At 70.9% G+C, this 17,443-nt stretch carries 17 protein-coding genes; 9 read left to right on the top strand and 8 right to left on the bottom strand.

Annotation, left to right across the window (positions count from 1 at the left end; translation table 11 throughout):
• Positions 1 to 74: 74 nt before the first annotated feature.
• The 6 genes from MFF04_RS11345 (at position 75) to MFF04_RS11320 (ending at position 6,450) form a co-directional block, all read left to right on the top strand.
• Entirely contained in the window at positions 75 to 1,196 is a 1,122-nt protein-coding gene (locus MFF04_RS11345; protein ID WP_238275844.1) for a branched-chain amino acid ABC transporter substrate-binding protein, read from the top strand.
• A gap of 248 nt (positions 1,197 to 1,444) precedes the next feature.
• A complete protein-coding gene (locus tag MFF04_RS11340) occupies positions 1,445 to 3,070 on the top strand; it encodes a porin (protein WP_238275843.1) in 1,626 nt (541 codons plus the stop codon).
• Between the two features lie 133 nt (positions 3,071 to 3,203).
• Complete coding sequence (locus tag MFF04_RS11335) at positions 3,204 to 4,115, top strand: amino acid ABC transporter substrate-binding protein (RefSeq protein ID WP_373320016.1); 912 nt, start codon at positions 3,204 to 3,206, stop codon at positions 4,113 to 4,115.
• Between the two features lie 37 nt (positions 4,116 to 4,152).
• The gene (locus tag MFF04_RS11330) at positions 4,153 to 4,875 is read left to right on the top strand and encodes an amino acid ABC transporter permease (RefSeq protein WP_238275842.1); all 723 of its coding nucleotides are present in this window, start codon (positions 4,153 to 4,155) and stop codon (positions 4,873 to 4,875) included.
• Positions 4,875 to 5,567 carry an amino acid ABC transporter permease gene (locus MFF04_RS11325; protein WP_238275841.1) on the top strand — a complete coding sequence of 231 codons (693 nt, stop codon included), beginning with the start codon at positions 4,875 to 4,877 and terminating at the stop codon, positions 5,565 to 5,567. Before MFF04_RS11330 ends, MFF04_RS11325 begins: the two co-directional genes overlap by 1 nt.
• A 154-nt stretch (positions 5,568 to 5,721) precedes the next feature.
• Positions 5,722 to 6,450, top strand: a complete 729-nt coding sequence (locus tag MFF04_RS11320; protein WP_238275951.1) for an amino acid ABC transporter ATP-binding protein — start codon at positions 5,722 to 5,724, stop codon at positions 6,448 to 6,450.
• 64 nt (positions 6,451 to 6,514) lie between these two features.
• On the opposite strand, the gene MFF04_RS11315 is transcribed toward MFF04_RS11320, so the two are convergent.
• From MFF04_RS11315 to tpiA, 7 genes are all read right to left on the bottom strand, one after another.
• Positions 6,515 to 6,967 (bottom strand): DNA polymerase III subunit chi, encoded by a 453-nt coding sequence (locus MFF04_RS11315; protein WP_238275840.1) that lies wholly within the window; start codon positions 6,965 to 6,967, stop codon positions 6,515 to 6,517.
• Positions 6,968 to 6,980: 13 nt separating this feature from the next.
• Positions 6,981 to 8,141: a glutathionylspermidine synthase family protein gene (locus MFF04_RS11310; RefSeq protein ID WP_238275839.1), complete on the bottom strand. Its 1,161-nt coding sequence runs from the start codon at positions 8,139 to 8,141 to the stop codon at positions 6,981 to 6,983.
• The gene (locus tag MFF04_RS11305) at positions 8,141 to 8,782 is read right to left on the bottom strand and encodes a DUF1190 domain-containing protein (protein ID WP_238275838.1); all 642 of its coding nucleotides are present in this window, start codon (positions 8,780 to 8,782) and stop codon (positions 8,141 to 8,143) included. Before MFF04_RS11305 ends, MFF04_RS11310 begins: the two co-directional genes overlap by 1 nt.
• A gap of 27 nt (positions 8,783 to 8,809) precedes the next feature.
• Positions 8,810 to 9,208 (bottom strand): DUF350 domain-containing protein, encoded by a 399-nt coding sequence (locus tag MFF04_RS11300; RefSeq protein ID WP_238275837.1) that lies wholly within the window; start codon positions 9,206 to 9,208, stop codon positions 8,810 to 8,812.
• Positions 9,209 to 9,221: 13 nt separating this feature from the next.
• Entirely contained in the window at positions 9,222 to 10,865 is a 1,644-nt protein-coding gene (gene pyrG / locus MFF04_RS11295) for a CTP synthase (RefSeq protein WP_238275836.1), read from the bottom strand.
• Positions 10,866 to 10,996: 131 nt separating this feature from the next.
• Positions 10,997 to 11,416 (bottom strand): preprotein translocase subunit SecG, encoded by a 420-nt coding sequence (gene secG, locus MFF04_RS11290; RefSeq protein WP_238275834.1) that lies wholly within the window; start codon positions 11,414 to 11,416, stop codon positions 10,997 to 10,999.
• A 159-nt stretch (positions 11,417 to 11,575) separates the two neighbouring features.
• Positions 11,576 to 12,340, bottom strand: a complete 765-nt coding sequence (gene tpiA / locus MFF04_RS11285; protein WP_238275832.1) for a triose-phosphate isomerase — start codon at positions 12,338 to 12,340, stop codon at positions 11,576 to 11,578.
• A 196-nt stretch (positions 12,341 to 12,536) separates the two neighbouring features.
• Here tpiA and MFF04_RS11280 point away from each other — a divergent pair, with 196 nt between their 5' ends.
• Entirely contained in the window at positions 12,537 to 14,438 is a 1,902-nt protein-coding gene (locus tag MFF04_RS11280) for a SurA N-terminal domain-containing protein (RefSeq protein ID WP_238275830.1), read from the top strand.
• Positions 14,439 to 14,457: 19 nt separating this feature from the next.
• Positions 14,458 to 15,978: an anthranilate synthase component I gene (trpE, locus tag MFF04_RS11275; protein ID WP_373320020.1), complete on the top strand. Its 1,521-nt coding sequence runs from the start codon at positions 14,458 to 14,460 to the stop codon at positions 15,976 to 15,978.
• Positions 15,979 to 15,982: 4 nt separating this feature from the next.
• Here the strand turns inward: trpE and MFF04_RS11270 are convergent, their stop codons facing one another.
• On the bottom strand, positions 15,983 to 16,423 hold the full coding sequence (locus tag MFF04_RS11270) for a MarR family winged helix-turn-helix transcriptional regulator (RefSeq protein WP_238275825.1): 441 nt from the start codon (positions 16,421 to 16,423) through the stop codon (positions 15,983 to 15,985).
• 77 nt (positions 16,424 to 16,500) lie between these two features.
• Between MFF04_RS11270 and MFF04_RS11265 the strand changes: the two genes are divergently transcribed.
• Entirely contained in the window at positions 16,501 to 17,277 is a 777-nt protein-coding gene (locus tag MFF04_RS11265) for a VOC family protein (RefSeq protein WP_238275823.1), read from the top strand.
• The last annotated feature ends 166 nt before the right edge of the window (positions 17,278 to 17,443 follow it).

Genomic DNA, 17,443 nt, shown 5'->3' with positions numbered 1-17,443 from the left:
AACTTGCACGCGTGACTTGCAAACCCATGCGGCCCCGGGCCGCGCGACGGGACATCGAGGGAAGGGGAACGGACATGAAGGCATCGCTGCTCGCTGGACTCGCCCTCGGGCTTCTCATGGCCGGGGGCGCGCAGGCGCAGATCAAGATCGGCGTCGCGAGCCCGGTCACCGGCGGCAGCGCGGCCTTCGGCGCCCAGATCCGCAACGGCGTCACCCAGGCCGTCGAGGACATCAACAAGGCCGGCGGCGTGAAGGGCCAGAAGTTCGAGCTGTCGAGCGGCGACGACGCCTCCGACCCGAAGCAGGGCGTCTCGGTCGCCAACAAGTTCGCCGCCGACGGCGTGAAGATGGTCGTCGGCGACTTCAACTCCGGCGTCTCGATCCCGTCCTCCGACGTCTATCAGGACGCCGGCATCATCCAGATCACGCCGGCCTCGACGGCGGTGAAGTTCACCGAGCGCGGCAACTGGAACACCTTCCGCACCTGCGGCCGCGACGACCAGCAGGGGGCGGTGGCCGGCGAGTATCTCGCCAAGCATTTCCAGGGCAAGAAGGTCGCCTTCGTCCACGACAAGACGCCCTACGGCCGGGGGCTGGCCGACGAGACCCGCAAGGTCTACCGCGCCAAGGGCGGCAAGGACGTGATCTACGAGGGCATCAACCCCGGCGAGAAGGACTATTCGGCCCTCGTCTCGAAGCTGAAGCAGGCCAATGTCGACGTGGTCTACTACGGCGGCATCCACACGGAGGCGGGCCTTCTCGTGCGCCAGATGCGCGACCAGGGCCTGAAGGCGCCGCTGATGGGCGGCGACGGCATCACCGACAAGGAGTTCGTGCAGATCGCCGGCCCCGGCGCCGAGGGCACGCTGATGACCTTCTCGCCGGACGCCCGCAAGAACCCGAACGCCAAGGACGTGGTCGCCGCCTTCCAGAAGAAGGGCATCGATCCGGAGGCCTACACCCTCTACTCCTACGCCGCCGTGCAGATCCTGAAGGCTGCCATCGAGGCGACGGGCTCGACCGACGGCAAGGCGCTGGCCGACTACCTCCACCAGGGCAAGCCGACCGCGACGGTGATCGGCGAGATCGCCTACGATAAGAAGGGCGACATCACCCGGCCGGACTACGTGATGTATGTCTGGAAGAAGAACGCCTCCGGTGCCATCGACTACGCCGGAAACGAGGTCGGCCAGTAATCGAGCCGGCCCGTCGGCAAGCCAGCGCCAGGATTGCAGAAAAGACACATGTCACGGCGGCGTCGAGTTGTAACACGACGTTTGCCGGGATGTGTCGCTTCGTATCTTGCACAGGACGGTTTTCCCGTTACCCATAGCGTCAACCGACAGTAGATCGGCGCCTGCCCAAAGAAGAAACTTGGGCGCACAAAGAATGTGCACGCGGCCGGGGCCGCATCGGCGAAATGCTTGGGCTTGGGGCTGGTACGATGACGACGATCCGATCTGTTCTTCTCGGCACGGCGGCCGGGCTTGCTGCGGCGACCGCGGGGCAGGCGGCCGACCTTCCCGTCAAGAAGGCGATCCCGATCGAGTACGTGCGGGTCTGCGGCGCCTACGGCGCGGGCTTCTTCTACATCCCCGGCACCGATACCTGCCTGCGCGTCGGCGGCCGCGCCCGCTTCGAGGCCGGCTACATCCCGAACCCGAACCGCAACCAGAGCCAGGGCGACAGCTCGCAGTTCCGCGGGCTGGCCCGCCTGAACGTCGATGCCCGCACGCAGACCGGCTACGGCACGCTCCGCGCCTTCCTGCGCCTGGAGTTCGCGAGCCGCACGGGCATCTTCATGGCGTCCGGGACGCAGCAGCGCATCGCCAACGCCTTCCCGGCCACGGGCCAGGACGCCTTCGGCCGCGTGCAGAACTTCGTCGTCGCCGACAAGGCCTTCGTGCAGTTCGCCGGTCTCACCGCCGGTCGCGCCTCGTCCTTCTTCGATTTCTACGCCCACGACTACGAGCTGATCGGCACCACCGGCGGCTCCGACGTGCCCTCCACGAACCTGCTGGCCTACACGGCGAAGTTCGGCGAGGGCTGGTCGGCCACCCTGTCGATGGAAGACCCGAACTTCCGCAAGAACCCGGTCTACTCCGCCGCCGTCGCCGCGGCGCTGGGAGCCGGCCTGCCGACGCAGTTCGCCGTCACCACCACGGCCCCGACCCCGATCATCCTGGCGACGAACGCCGCCGGCAACGCCACCGCGGTCGCCTTCGTCGATGCCGTGCAGCGCTCGCGCATGCCCGACTTCGTCGGCGCCCTGCGCTACGACGCGGCCTGGGGCTCGGCCCAGCTCTCCGCGGCGGTCAAGGACGTGAACACCGGCGGCTTCATCGGCGGCGCCGTGCTGCCGGCCGGCACCAACGGCGCGGCGCTGCTTGCCACGCGCGGCATCACCAGCGGCTCGCAGACGGCCTATGGCTGGGCGGTGCAGGGCGGCGTGAAGGTCAACACGCCCTTCGTGGCGCCGGGCGACGGCCTCTACCTCCAGGGCGCCTACGGCGTCGGCGCAATCGTCTACACCGGCTTCACCTATTTCACCGGCACCTACGGCAGCAACCTGACCCCGACGCAGGGCGCGCCCTTCCAACACTACCTGTCGGACGCGGTGGTCAATCCGCTGACCGGCCGCCTCGACCTCTCGAACAGCTTCACGGTCTCGGCTGCCTACCTCCACTACTGGACGCCGGAGTGGCGCTCGGCCTTCTTCGGCGGCTACGGCGAGGTCGGGTTCGGCCGCGGCACGCGGGCGGCCTTCAGCCTGACGAACGGCCTCGTCGGCTCGGCCACGCCCCCGTCGGTGGTGACGAACGCCGCCGCCTTCGCGGTGAGCCCGGTGCTGCGCGACAACGCTCAGGTCACCGCCGGCGCCAGCCTGATCTGGTCCCCGGTCAAGGACCTCGATATCGGCGTCGAGGGCACCTACATCGGCACCTCGGTGCTCAGCGGCCGGGTCGCCGACCAGACGCGGCCCGTCACCGACGCCAGCGGGCTGCCGGTCTACACGGTGCGGCGCCACGACGTGACCCAGATCCGCATGCGCGTGCAGCGCGATTTCTGAGGACGAGCGGGGCCTGGCGCGACGCTTGGCCCCGGATGTGCCTGTGCGCGGGTGACACGCACGTCCCGCCGCCCCAGTATGAGCGAGACCGGGGCCCGCCCGCGGCGCGGCCCGCAACAAGGATGATCCTCGCATGCGTCTCCCCCTCGCGCTGGCCTCGATCCCCCTCAGCCTGGCCCTCGTGGCGATGCCGGCGGCCGCCCAGGACCTCACCGGCACGCTGAAGAAGGTGAAGGACACCGGCGCGATCACCATCGGCTACCGCGATTCGTCGGTGCCCTTCTCCTATCTCGACGGCGACCAGAAGCCGGTCGGCTACGCGATGGACATCTGCCTGAAGATCACCGAGGCGGTGAAGACCCACTTGAAGCTCGACAAGCTCGAGGTGAAGCTCAACCCGGTGACCTCGGCGACGCGCATCCCGCTGATCGCCAACGGCACCATCGACCTCGAGTGCGGTTCGACCACCAACAACGCCGACCGGCAGAAGCAGGCTGGCTTCACCAACAGCCACTTCCTCACCGCGACGCGCTACGTCTCCAAGAAGGAGAAGAAGCTCGACAAGATCGAGGACCTCAAGGGCCGCACCGTGGTCTCGACCTCGGGCACCACCAACATCCGCCAGATCAACGAGGCGAACGCCGCCCGCAGCCTCGGGCTGACCATCCTCCCGGCCAAGGACCACGCCGAGGCCTTCCTGATGGTCGAGACCGGCCGGGCCGACGCCTTCGTTATGGACGACGTGCTGCTGGCCTCCCTCGCCGCGGGCTCCAAGACGCCTGACGCCTACGTGATCTCCTCCGAGGCGCTCTCGAAGCCCGAGCCCTACGGCATCATGCTGCGCAAGGACGACGCGCCCTTCAAGGCGGTCGCGGACGCGGCGACGAAGGCGCTCTACGGCAGCCCGGACGGCAAGGCCCTCTACGAGAAGTGGTTCACGAAGCCGATCCCGCCGCGGGGCATCAACCTCAAGCTGCCGATGACCGAGGCGATGCAGAAGCAGTTCGCCAACCCGAGCGACAGCCCGGACCCGGCCGCCTACTGATTCGCAGCGGCAGGGACATGGGCGGGGACGCGAGGCGGTGAACTACACCTGGAACTGGGGCATCTTCCTCGAGCCCTCGCCTGAGGGCACCGGCACGTATGCCGACATGCTCCTCTCCGGCCTGAGCTGGACCATCGCCACGGCGCTCTCGTCCTGGGTGATCGCCTTCTGCCTCGGCTCGCTGATCGGGGTGCTGCGCACCCTGCCCTCGAAGGCGGCGCGCGCGGTCGGCACGGCCTATGTCGAGCTGTTCCGCAACGTGCCGCTGCTCGTGCAGATGTTCCTCTGGTACTTCGTGCTGCCCGAGGTGCTGCCGGGCTCCCTGGGCTCCTGGATCAAGCAGTTGCCGAACGCGCCCTTCTATACGGCGGTGGCGTGCCTCGGCTTCTTCACCGCCTCGCGGGTCGCCGAGCAGGTGCGCGCCGGTATCGAATCTCTGCCCCGCGGGCAGCGGATGGCGGGCACCGCCATGGGCTTCACCGTCGCCCAGACCTACCGCTACGTGCTGCTGCCGAACGCCTACCGCATCATCCTGCCGCCGCTGACCTCGGAGTTCCTGAACAACCTGAAGAACACCTCGGTCGCGCTGACCATCGGCCTCCTGGAGCTGACCGGCCGCGCGCGCTCGATGCAGGAGTTCTCGTTCCAGGTGTTCGAGGCCTTCACCGCCGCCACGATCCTCTACGTGCTCGTGAACCTCGTCGTCATCGCCGCCGCGACCCTGATCGAGCGGCGGGTGGCCGTGCCGGGGCAGCGCTGATGTTCCAGAACTTCGACTTCGGCGTCGTCGCGAGCTCCCTGCCCTACCTGTTCGGGCAGGGCATGGTGTTCACGCTGACCCTCACGGCGCTCGCCGCCACGGGGGGCGTGGTGTTCGGCACGCTGCTCGCCATGATGCGGCTCTCGGGCGTGCCGGGCCTGTGGCACGCGGCCAAGCTCTACGTCGAGCTGATGCGCTCTCTGCCCCTCGTGCTGGTGATCTTCTGGTTCTACTTCCTGGTGCCCTACATCGGCGCCTGGATGACGGGCTCCCCGAACCCGATCCAGGTCGGCGCCTTCACCTCGGCGCTCATCACCTTCACGCTGTTCGAGGCGGCCTACTTCGCCGAGATCATGCGCGCGGGCATCCAGTCGATCCCGAAGGGCCAGACGGCGGCCGCCCAGGCGCTCGGCATGGGCTACGCGCAGACCATGCGCCTCGTGGTGCTGCCGCAGGCCTTCCGCAACATGCTGCCGCTGCTGCTGACCCAGACCATCGTGCTCTTCCAGGACACCTCCCTCGTCTACGTGCTCTCGCTGACGGACTTCTTGGGCGCGGCCTCGAAGGTCGCCCAGCGCGACGGGCGGCTCGTGGAGATGTACCTGTTCGCGGCGCTCGTCTACTTCGCGGTCTGCCTCGCGGCCTCCTTCCTGGTGCGGCGCCTTCAGGCCCGCGTCGCCATCATCCGCTGACTCCGGGAGCCCGAGAGGCATGACCGACTCGCCCATCACCGGATCGACGGCGACGCCCGCGCCCGCCGCCGCGGCCCAGGCGGCGCCAAGCGATTCCGGCCTCCAGCCGGGGACGCTCATCGAGCCGGCACGCCAGCGGGCGCCCGGCACGGCGATGATCGCCATCGACGCGATCAGCAAGTGGTACGGCGACTTCCGCGTGCTCCACGAATGCACCACGGCGGTGGCAAAGGGCGAGGTCGTGGTGGTCTGCGGCCCCTCGGGCTCGGGCAAGTCGACGCTGATCAAGTGCGTGAACGCGCTCGAGCCCTTCCAGAAGGGTCAGATCACCGTCGACGGCACCAAGATCGCCGACAAGGCGACGAACCTGCCGAAGCTCCGCTCGCGGGTCGGCATGGTCTTCCAGCACTTCGAGCTGTTCCCGCACCTGTCGATCACCGACAACCTCACCATCGCCCAGCGCAAGGTGCTCGGGCGCCCGAAGGAGGAGGCCCACAAGCGCGGGCTCGACCTGCTCGCCCGCGTCGGTCTCTCGGCGCACGCGAAGAAGTTTCCGGGCCAGCTCTCCGGTGGCCAGCAGCAGCGGGTGGCGATCGCCCGCGCGCTCGCCATGAACCCGGTGGTGATGCTCTTCGACGAGCCGACCTCGGCGCTGGACCCCGAGATGGTCGGCGAGGTCCTCGACGTGATGGTCGAGCTCGCCCGCGAGGGCATGACCATGATGGTCGTGACCCACGAGATGGGCTTCGCCCGCAAGGTCGCCGACCGGGTGATCTTCATGGACCAGGGCGAGATCGTCGAGGACGCCGGCAAGGACGACTTCTTCGGCAAGCCGCGCTCGGAGCGGGCACAGACCTTCCTGTCGAAGATCCTTCAGCATTGATGCCGGCTCGCCGAGTCCCTCGAACCGACCGTTCGAGGGACTCGGCGGTACAGCGCTTCGGCTCTCAAGCCTTCTTCACCCAGCGTCCGCCCTCGTCCTGCTGCCAGTAGGCGACCGCGTGGCCGGCCTCCTTGGCCTCGCGCCACTGCTCGCGGGCCTTGAGGAGGGCGTCCTGGTCGGTACCGTCGAAGAGGATGCAGATGCGCTCGTAGCTGCCCGCATCCGCCGGGAGCGCCGCGCCCTCGACGAGGAAGCGGATCGAGGCGGCGTTGGGGTTGTGCTCGCGCAGCGTCAGCAGCACGGGCTGCGTCGCCGCATCCGCCTCCCGGTCGGTGCCGTGGGGCAGGAAGCTCTCGTCGCTGTAGGTCCAGAGCCCGTCGTCCAGCGCCTGGAGGCGCTCCTCGCTCGAGGCCTGGATCGTCGCCCGCCACTGCCGCGCCAGGGAGCGCTCGACCAGCGTCGGCAGCACCGTCTCCAGGGGCTGGCGCTGGAGGTGGTAGAACAGGATCTCGGTCACGGGCCGCCTCTCTTCACGGCTCGATGAAGTGGGGCACGAACAGCGCCGCGTCACCCGTCACCGGGCCGCTGCTCTCGCGGATGCACAGGCCCGCCGCCGCGTCGCCGACGACCCAGGAGCCGATGAGGGGCCGGCGCCCGTCTAGATCGGGCAATTCCGCGAGGCCCTGGCGGATGGTTCCCTCCTCGCCGTAGGGACCCTCGGCGCGTGCCAGCACCGCGCCGTCACGCACGATCAGGATGTTGGCGCCCTCCCGCGAGAACAGGGGCTTGCGCACGAAGGACCGGCCGAGGCTTGCCTTCGCCGGGTCCTCCTCGAAGAAGGCCGGCAGCAGGTTCGGGTGCCCCGGCGCCATCGCCCAGAGATGCGGCAGCAAGCCCTTGTTCGAGAGCAGCATCTTCCAGGGCGGCTCGAGGAAGCGGGTCGGCGTGCGCGCCACCGCCGAGCCGAAGGCGTCACCGAGCGCCCACTCCCACGGGTAGAGCTTGAACAGGGTGTCGATGCCGCGCCCGTCGCGGGTGCAGAGGCGCGCGTCGGCATCGAGCCCGATGTCGGGCAGGTCGAGGAAGGTGGTGTCGCGCCCCGCCTGCACGGCGCAATCCTGAAGGTAGGCGACGGTGCCCCGGTCCTCCGGCGCCTCGGCGTAGGCCGCGAGAGCGAGGAGCCCGTCCACGGGAAGCTCCCGGAACCGGGCCACGAGCCGCTCGTGGACGGAGTTGAACTGGTCGCTCCCCGCCGGCAACCGGCCCGAGGCAAGCGCCTGCTCCAGCCAGAGCCACTGGAAGACGCCGGTCTCGTAGAGCGCCGTCGGAGTGTCGGCGTTGTATTCGAGGAGCTTCGCCGGCCCGTTTCCTCCGTAGGCGAAATCGAGCCTTCCGTAGAGGCTCGGGTCGCCCCGCCGCCAGCTGTCGCGGACGGCGTCCCAGGCTCTCTCGGGGATGCGCAGCGAGGCGAGGATGCGCTCGTCCGCGACGGCGCGGGCGGCGAACTCCAGGCAGAGGGCGTGAAGCTCGCCCGTCGGCCCTTCGATGTCCCGCTCGATCTCCTCCAGGGTGAAGCCGTAGGCGTGGCTCTCGTCCCAGTAGGGGGCGCCGTCGAGGGTGTGGAAGACGAAGCTGTTGGCCGCGGCGGTCTCCCGCCAGTCCGGGCGCTCGCCGGTCGCGACGCGGCGCATCAGCCGCTCGCGGAGCCGTGCGAGGACGAGCCCGACGAGAAGGAGCGCCCCGTCGCCCCGAAGCCGCCGAAGGAGGCTTTGTGCACGGCGGACGAGGCGACCCGCGCCGTCGAGGCCCGGCCGCCGCTCGACGTGACGATCCGTGCCCCGGAACCGGTGCAGTAGCCGGCGGAGCCGTGCCGCTCGGCCTTCGGCTCGTGCTCGAACAGGGGCTGGGGCTCGATGCCCTGCTCCGGCCGGCGTCCGATCAGGAAGGCGGCCATGCGCGGCTGCGCCTGGCCCGCGAGCAGCGTCGGCACCCGGCCGCCGGAGAGGCAGTGGCCGGCGCCGTGATGGCGCTCGCAGTCGGATTCGCTCGCGTAGCGGGGCGCCGCGCCCTGATAGGTGGCCACGGCCCGCGCGTGGTCCCGGCGGCAATCCTCCTCGCTGCGAACGCCCGCGGCGGCGCAGGCCTCGGCGTCGGCGTAGATGAGCACATCCTCCTCTCGCTGCGACAGGTCGATGCGCCCGAGGCCGAGGGCCGCCGCGCCGGCGCCGGCCAGGAGCACGAGCGACACGGTCTGCGAGCGCTTGCCGCGCTTCGCCAGCGGGCCGGCGGTCTTCTCCCCGTCCGTGCCGGCGGGGGTCTGGTCCGATGCCAAGACGGCGCCTCCCCGGGCTCGACTCCCTCAGTAGGTCATGGAGGCGGCGTTGATGACGCCGCCGGCGAGCGAGGCCGAGGCCAGCAGCACCGCGGCCGCGACCTCGCCCTCCGCGATTCGCCGGGAGAGATCGGGCAGCAGGAGCCGCACCAGCCAGTAGATCAGCACCTGGACGACGAGGGCGACGAGCCCCCAGACGATGCAGTCGAGGATCGACTGCGCGTTGTAGATCGAGACCGCGAGCGGCAGGGCGTAGCCGATCAGGCTCGCCCCGAGCGCGATGGCTGCCGCGACGTTGCCGGCCCGGATCAGCGCGATCTCCCGGTGAGGCGTCGCGGTGAGATACACGGCGAGGAAGAGTCCGACGAGGCCGAGCGCCGTCGCGTAGTAGGCGAGGAAGGCCGGCAGGCCCGAGATCGAGACCATGCCGGGCGCTCCCTCAGACCAGCCGGCTCTGCTCGATCGCCGCGGCGACGAAGCTCCGGAACAGCGGGTGCGGCTCGAAGGGGCGCGATTTCAGCTCCGGGTGGAACTGCACGCCGATGAACCAGGGGTGGCCGACATGCTCGACCGTCTCGGGCAGCAGCCCGTCCGGCGAGGTGCCGGAGAAGCACAGCCCCGCCGCCTCCAGCCGCTCGCGATAGGCCATGTTGACCTCGTAGCGGTGGCGGTGGCGCTCGGAGATCTCGGTGTCGCCGTAGATCTCGGCGATGCGGGTGCCCTCGCGCAGCGTCGCGCCGTAGGCGCCGAGCCGCATGGTGCCCCCGAGGTCGCCGGCCTGGGCGCGACGCTCCAGCTCGTTGCCCTTGAGCCATTCCGTGAGGAGGCCGACCACTGGCTCCCGGGTCTCGCCGAACTCGGTGGAGTTCGCCGCGTCGATGCCGGCGAGCGAGCGGGCCGCTTCGATCACCGCCATCTGCATGCCGAAGCAGATGCCGAAATAGGGGATGCGCCGCTCGCGGGCGTAGCGGGCCGCGCGGATCTTGCCCTCGGCGCCGCGCTGGCCGAAGCCGCCGGGCACGAGGATGCCGTGGATGCCCTCGAGGAAGGGCGCCGGGTCCTCCCGTTCGAAGACCTCGGACTCGATCCACTCGAGGTTGACCCGCACCCGGTTGGCGATGCCGCCATGGGTGAGCGCCTCGCTCAGCGACTTGTAGGCGTCCTTGAGGCCGGTGTACTTGCCGACGATGGCGATGGAGACCTCGCCCTCGGGGTTGCGCACCCGCTCGGAGATGGTCCGCCACTTGTCGAGGCGGGGCTCCTCCTCCGGCGCGATGCCGAAATGGGCGAGCACCTCCCGGTCGAGACCCGCCGCCCGGTAGGAGAGCGGCACGTCGTAGATCGAGTCGACGTCGCGGGCCTCGATCACCGCGCTCTCGCGCACGTTGCAGAACAGGCCGAGCTTGCGCCGCTCCTCCTCCGGGATCGGGCGGTCGCAGCGGCAGAGCAGGATATCGGGCTGGATGCCGATGGAGCGCAGCTCCTTGACGGAGTGCTGCGTCGGCTTGGTCTTCAGCTCCCCGGCGGAGGGGATGTAGGGCAAGAGCGTCAGGTGCATGAAGAGGGTGGCGCCCCGCGGCATCTCCTGGCCGAGCTGGCGGATCGCCTCGAAGAAGGGCAGGCCCTCGATGTCGCCGACCGTGCCGCCGATCTCGACGAGCACGAAGTCGAAGGCGTCGTTGCCGTCGAGGACGAAGGCCTTGATGGCGTTGGTGACGTGGGGGATCACCTGGATGGTGGCGCCGAGATAGTCGCCCCGCCGCTCCTTGGCGATGATGTCCTGGTAGATGCGGCCGGTGGTGATGTTGTCCGCCCGCGTCGCCGGCAGGCCGGTGAAGCGCTCGTAATGCCCGAGGTCGAGGTCGGTCTCGGCGCCGTCGTCGGTGACGAAGACCTCGCCGTGCTGGGTCGGGCTCATCGTGCCCGGATCGACGTTCAGGTAAGGGTCGAGCTTGCGCAGTCGGACCCGGTATCCGCGGGCCTGGAGCACGGCCGCGAGCGCCGCCGAGGCGAGGCCCTTGCCGAGAGACGAGACCACGCCGCCGGTGATGAAGACGTACCGCGTGGATGTCCCGTCAGTCATGGGCCTCGGTCCATAAGGGAAGGGGAGCGATTCGCCAAACCGGCGCGCTCTCGGAGATTGCTGGATGCGCCGCGCGGGGTCTGGCCCGCGCGGATCGGATCGGGTGGAGGAGGCAGGCTCGCGCCCCGGCCTCAGCGCGACTGCGGCGCCTCGGGGACGGCGGGCTGGGCCGGAGCCGGAGCCGGAGCGGCCGGAGCCGCGGGGGCCTGCCCGCTCTGCTGGCCGCCCTGCTGGCGGAGCGTGTCGAGGAGGTTGTCGGCGCCGCCGGGCCGGGCGGGCTGCGCGGTGCCGACCCCGTCAAGGATCGACTTCGGCGCCACGCTCCGGTGCGACATCACGGCGAGCGTCATGCTGGTGGCGAAGAACATCGCCGCCAGGATCGCGGTGGCGCGGGTGAGCGCGTTGGCCTGGCCGCGGCCGGTCATGAAGCCCGAGACGCCGCCGCTCCCGCCGCCGCCGAGGCCGAGGCCGCCCTCGGAGCGCTGCAGCAGCACCACGGCGATGAGCCCGAGCACGATGAGAAGGTGGACGACGATCAGGACGGTCTGCATCGGATTTCCAGCAAGGCGCCCGCCTCGGCCGGCGGGACCGTGCGGGCAGAACCGGCCACGTCGAACGCCACCGGACCCCGCGAAGTGCGGGGCCTTACACCAATCCGCGGGCGAAGGCCAACGCGGCGCGGAGGCCGGCGACCAGAAGAAGCGCTTCGCTCAATCCGCGTAGGCCGCGGCGATCCCCAGGAAGTCGTCGGCCACGAGGCTGGCGCCGCCGACGAGGGCGCCGTCGACGTTCTCGACCGCCATCAGCTCGCGGGCGTTGCCGGGCTTCACCGAGCCGCCGTAGAGGATGCGCACAGCCTGCGCCTCCGCGCCGATGAGCTGGCCGAGCATCTCGCGCAGCGACGCATGGACCTCGGCGACGTCGGCGGGCGTCGGCGTCAGGCCGGTGCCGATCGCCCAGACCGGCTCATAGGCGATCACCGTGTCGGCGCCGGTCGCGCCCTTCGGCACACCGATGGCGAGCTGGGCGCGCACGATGTCGAGGGTGCGGCCCTCCTCGCGCTCCTCGCGGGTCTCGCCGACGCAGATGATGCCGCACAGGCCCGCGCGGCGGGCGGCCAGCGCCTTGGCGTGGACGCCGTCGTCGGTCTCGTTGTGGTAGGCGCGGCGCTCGGAATGGCCGACGATGACGTAGCGGGCCCCGAGATCGGCGAGCATCTCCGCCGAGATCGAGCCGGTGAAGGCGCCGCTGGGCTTGGCGTGCAGGTTCTGGCCGCCGATGGCGATGCTCGAGCCCTCGGCCGCCGCGACGCAGGAGGCGATCAGGGTCGAGGGCGGGCAGATCAGAACGTCGATGCGCTCGGCGAGCTGCGGGGACAGCGCCCGCCGGACCGCCTCGACAGTGCCGACCGACTCCCGCAGGCCGTTCATCTTCCAGTTGCCCGCAACCAGCGGCCGCCGACCCTGACTCGCCATCAACCCCTCACGCGCACGCGATCAACCTTGAGCGGCGAGGTAGCAGGCGGGGCAGGCCCGCGCAAACGCCGCGCCGGGGCGCGCCGGGCTTTGCCTTGAGGGTCGGTTCGGTCTATCGCGGGGACCCCGACGAGACCGGTCGGGCGCCCTCCCCCCCGCGCGAGGGCTCCCCGCGAGGACGGACACCCCGGCGCCGATGCTCCAGAACATGCGCAACGCCAGCCAGCACTGGCTCGGCAAGATCGTGCTGACGATCGTGTTCACGTTTCTCATCGCCGGTGTGGCGATCTTCGGCGTCGAGGAATTCTTCCGGGGCGGATCGAGCACGGCGGTCGCCACCGTCGGCAAGACGCAGATCAGCGCCGAGCAGGTCCGCTCCGCCTACCAGAACCAGCTTCAGCGCTACCAGCAGCAGCTCCGCCGCAACCTGACGCCCGACCAGGCCCGCTCGCTCGGCCTCGACCGGCAGGTGCTCTCGCAGCTCGTGTCGGAGGCCTCCCTCGACCAGAAGGCCCGCGACCTCGGGCTCGCCGTCTCCGACGCCGCGGTGCTGCGGGCCATCCACGACGAGAAGAGCTTCCAGAACGCGGAAGGCCGCTTCGAGTCGACCCTGTTCTATCAGGCGCTCCAGCGCGCGGGCCTGAACGAGGCCCTGTTCGTGCGCGAGCAGCGCTCCGTCATCGCCCGCCTCCAGATCGCCGAGGCGGTCGCCGGAGAGATCGCGGTGCCCCAGGCGCTGCGCGCGGCCGTCCACCGCTACGCGACGGAGCGCCGGGCCGCCGACTACCTGATCCTGCCGCCGTCCGCCGCCGGCGACGTGCCGGCCCCGACCGAGGACGAGCTGAAGGCCTATTACGAGGCGAACCGCGGCACGTTCCGGGCGCCTGAGACCCGCGCCGTCGCGCTCCTGGTGCTCGACCCCGCGACCGTCGCCAAGCCCGATGCCGTGAGCGAGGACGAGGTCCGCAAGGTCTACGAGCGGGAGAAGTCCCGCTTCGGCGACCCAGAGCGCCGGACGATCCAGCAGATCGTCTTCCCCGACGAGGAGGCCGCCAAGGCCGCCCGCACCCGCATCGAGAGCGGCGAGGCGCCCTTCGAGACCGTGGCCGGCGAGCGCGGCGTCGATCCGAAGGAGCTGTCGCTCGGCACTCTCGCCAAGTCCGAGATCTTCGATCCGGCCGTGGCGGGGGCCGCCTTCGCCCTGGAGCAGGGCAAGGTGAGCGAACCGGTGAAGGGCCGCTTCGGCACCGTGCTCCTGCGCGTCACTGCGATCACGCCGGGCACCATGAAGCCGCTGGCCGAGGTCGCGCCCGAGATCCGCAAGGCCATCGCCCTCGAGCGGGCCCGGACGGAGGTCGACACGATCCACGAGGCGATCGAGGACCTGCGGGCCGGCGCCAAGCCGCTCGCCGACATCGCCAAGGAGAAGGGCCTGCCCCTCGTCACGGTCGAGGCGATCGACGCGCAGGGGCGCGACCCCTCCGGCACCAAGGCCGCCGGTATCCCGGACGCGGACACCACCCTGCCGGCGGTGTTCCGCTCGGAGGTCGGCAGCGATAACGAGGCCCTGCGCACCAAGGCCGGCGGCTACGTCTGGTTCGACGTGACCAAGGTCGAGCCGGCCCACGACAAGCCCCTCGACGCGGTGCGCGACGCGGCGGGCTCCGCCTGGCGGACCGCCGAGGTCAACAAGCGCCTCATCGCCAAGAGCCGCAGCTTCGCCGAGCGGCTCGACAAGGGCGAGCCCCTCGATTCCATCGCGCAGGAGGCGGGCGTCAACGCCCATCACGCGGAGGCGCTCGCCCGCAACCAGCCGAAGGACGAGCTCACCGCCGACGTCGTCAACCGGATCTTCGCCACCGCCGTCGGCAAGGCGGGCTCCGCGCCCTCTGGCGAGGGCCGGGCGGTGTTCCTCGTGAAATCGGCCTCGGTGCCGGCCTACGTGCCGGGCGCGCAGAGCGACAAGACCGTCGAGACGCAGTTCCGGACCGCCCTCGTCGACGACGTGCTCGGCGAGTACATCGCCGACGTGCAGAAGAACGCCGGCGTCAGCGTCAACCAGGCCGCGCTCCGCCGGGCAATCGGCGGCGAGTACTGAGGGTCCGATGACCGCGTCGATGCCGGGCCCGACGGACGAGGCCGTCTTCCGCGCCGCCTACGAGGCCGGCCGCGCGAGCCTCGTCTCGCTGACCCTGGTGGCCGACCTCGAGACGCCGGTCGCGGCCTTCCTGAAGCTGCGCGCGGGACATTCCGGCACCGCCTTCCTGCTCGAATCCGTCGAGGGCGGGGCGGTGCGCGGGCGCTACTCGATGATCGGCCTCGACCCCGACCTGATCTGGCGCTCCAGCGACGGCCGCGCCGAGATCGCCCGAGCCCCGGAGCTCGGCCGCTTCGAGGCGGACGGGCGCGCGCCCCTCGACAGCCTGCGCGCGCTCATCGCGGAGAGCGCCATCGGCACCGACTCCGCGGAGGCGCTGCCGCCCATGGCCGCGGGCCTGTTCGGCTATCTCGGCTACGACATGGTCCGCGCCATGGAGACCCTCCCGGAGCCGAACCCCGACCCGCTCGGCGTGCCGGACGCGGTGCTGGTGCGACCCCGGACCATGGTGGTGTTCGACGCGGTGCGCGACCTCATCACCGTGGTGAGCCCCGTCCGCCCGGAGCCGGGAATGACGGCCGGGGCCGCCTGGGAGGCCGCGCAGGAGCGCCTGGAGCGGGTGGCGGAGGCGCTGGAGGGCCCCCTGCCCATCGAGGCGCGGGCCGACCTCTCCGGCATCGCCCATCCGGAGCCCGTCTCGAACACGACGCCCGCCGCGTACGCCGCCATGGTGGCGCGGGCGAAGGAGTACATCGTCGCCGGCGACGTCTTCCAGGTTGTGCTCTCGCAGCGCTTCGAGGCGCCCTTCACGCTGCCGGCCTTCGCGCTCTACCGCTCGCTCCGGCGGACCAACCCCGCGCCCTTCCTCTGCTACCTCGATTTCGAGGGCTTCCAGGTCGTCTGCTCCTCGCCCGAGATCCTGGTGCGCCTGCGGGACGGCAAGGTGACGATCCGGCCGATCGCCGGCACGCGGCGGCGCGGCGCCACGCCCGCCGAGGACAAGGCGCTCGCCGACGAGCTTCTCGCCGACCCGAAGGAGCGCTCCGAGCACCTGATGCTGCTCGATCTCGGCCGCAACGACGTCGGCCGTGTCTCGCGGATCGGCAGCGTCCGGGTGACGGGATCGTTCTTCCTCGAGTTCTACAGCCAGGTCATGCACATCGTCTCGAACGTCGAGGGCGAGATCGATCCCCGCCACGACGGCCTCGACGCGCTCGCCGCGGGGTTCCCCGCCGGCACCGTCTCCGGCGCGCCGAAGGTGCGGGCCATGGAGATCATCGACGAGCTGGAGCGGGAGAAGCGCGGCCCCTACGGCGGCTGCATCGGCTATTTCGGGGCCGGCGGCGAGATGGACACCTGCATCGTGCTCCGCACCGCCATCGTGAAGGACGGCCGCATGCACGTGCAGGCGGGCGCCGGCATCGTGCACGATTCCGATCCGGCCTCCGAGCAGCAGGAATGCGTCAACAAGGCCAAGGCCCTGTTCCGCGCCGCCGAGGAGGCGGTCCGCTTCGCCGCCCAGGCCAAGCGAGGGCAGTAGGCCCCTATCCGAGCGCCCGCAGGGAGGCACGGAGCGCATCGGCATCGAGCCCGTCCAGGCCCGCCTCGACGGCGCCGTGGGTCTCCCGCCAGATCGGCACCGCCGCGGCGAGGCGCGCCCGGCCCTCTACGGTCAGTTCCAGGCGCCGGCCGCGCCGGTCCTTCGGGTCGACGCTCACCTGGACGAGCCCGCGCCGCTCCAGCACCTTGAGGGCGGCGGTCAGCGTCGTGCGGTCCATGGCCAGCAGCCCCGCGACGGAGCCCATGCTCGCCGGCTCCGGGCGGTTCAGCGACATCAGCATCGAGAACTGCCCATGGGTCAGCTCTACGGGCCGCAGCCGCTCGTCGAACAGCCGCGCCAGCGCCCGCGCCGCCCGCTGCGCGTGTAGGCAGAGGCAGGTGTCCCGCACCAGGGCGGTCGTCTCAAACGGCACCGTCTTTGACATGCTGCATTTACGTTGATATCAACTCTAAAGTCAAGGGAATCGGCCGCACGGCGGTGGTTGGGAGGGGAGAGGCGGAGATGGGCAGTTTCGTCTGGCACGAGCTTCTGACGAGCGATCTCGACGGCGCGCGCGAGTTCTACGCGGCGGTCGCCGGCTGGAGGGTCGAGGATTCCGGCATGCCGGGGATGCGCTATCTCCTCGGCCATGCCGGTGCGGTGCCGGTCTGCGGCCTGATGGCCTTTCCGGAGGGATGCCTCGAGGCCTCGCCGGACGAGGGCGAGCGGACGGGCTGGCTCGGCTATGTCGGCGTGCCGGACGTGGAGGCGGCGGCCGAGCAGGTCAGGCAGGCCGGCGGCGCCATCCGCCGGGAGCCCGACGACATTCCCGGCATCGGCCGCTTCGCGATCGCGGCCGATCCGGAGGGCACCGTCTTCATCCTGTTCAGGCCCTCCGCACCCCCGCCCGGCGAGCGCCCGGCGCCCGGGACGCCCGGCCTGTTCGCCTGGAACGAGCTGCACACCCGCGACGGGGAGACGGCGCTCGCCTTCTACGCGGGCCTCCTCGGCTGGCAGAAGATGGAGGCCGTCGACATGGGGGCGATGGGCACCTACCAGTGCTTCGGTCTCGACGGCGTCGCCATCGGCGGCGCCTTCAGCGACCCCTCCGCCGCGAAGCCCCACTGGCTGCACTACGTCGCGGTCGAGGACATCGACGCCGGCGCCGCGCGGGTCACGAAGGCCGGTGGCACGGTCGCGGCCGGCCCGCATCCGGTGCCGGGGGGCGCCTGGATCATCCACGCCCGCGATCCGCAGGGCGGCGCCTTCGCCCTCGTCGGCCCCCGCGCCGCCGGCTGACGCGCGAAGGGTAGTCTCACCGGGTCCCGGCCGAGCGGGAGCGGCCATCCGTGCCGCTCCCGCTCGTCTCAGGCAGCGCGGATCGTGGCGAGGAAGTGGGACACCTGCGCGCGCAGCTGCTCGGACTGCCGTGAGAGTTCGGAGGCGGCCGAGAGCACCTGGGAGG

This window comes from Methylobacterium jeotgali, from assembly GCF_022179345.1.
GTDB lineage: Bacteria > Pseudomonadota > Alphaproteobacteria > Rhizobiales > Beijerinckiaceae > Methylobacterium > Methylobacterium jeotgali.
This window is presented reverse-complemented; position numbering and strand designations above follow the sequence as displayed.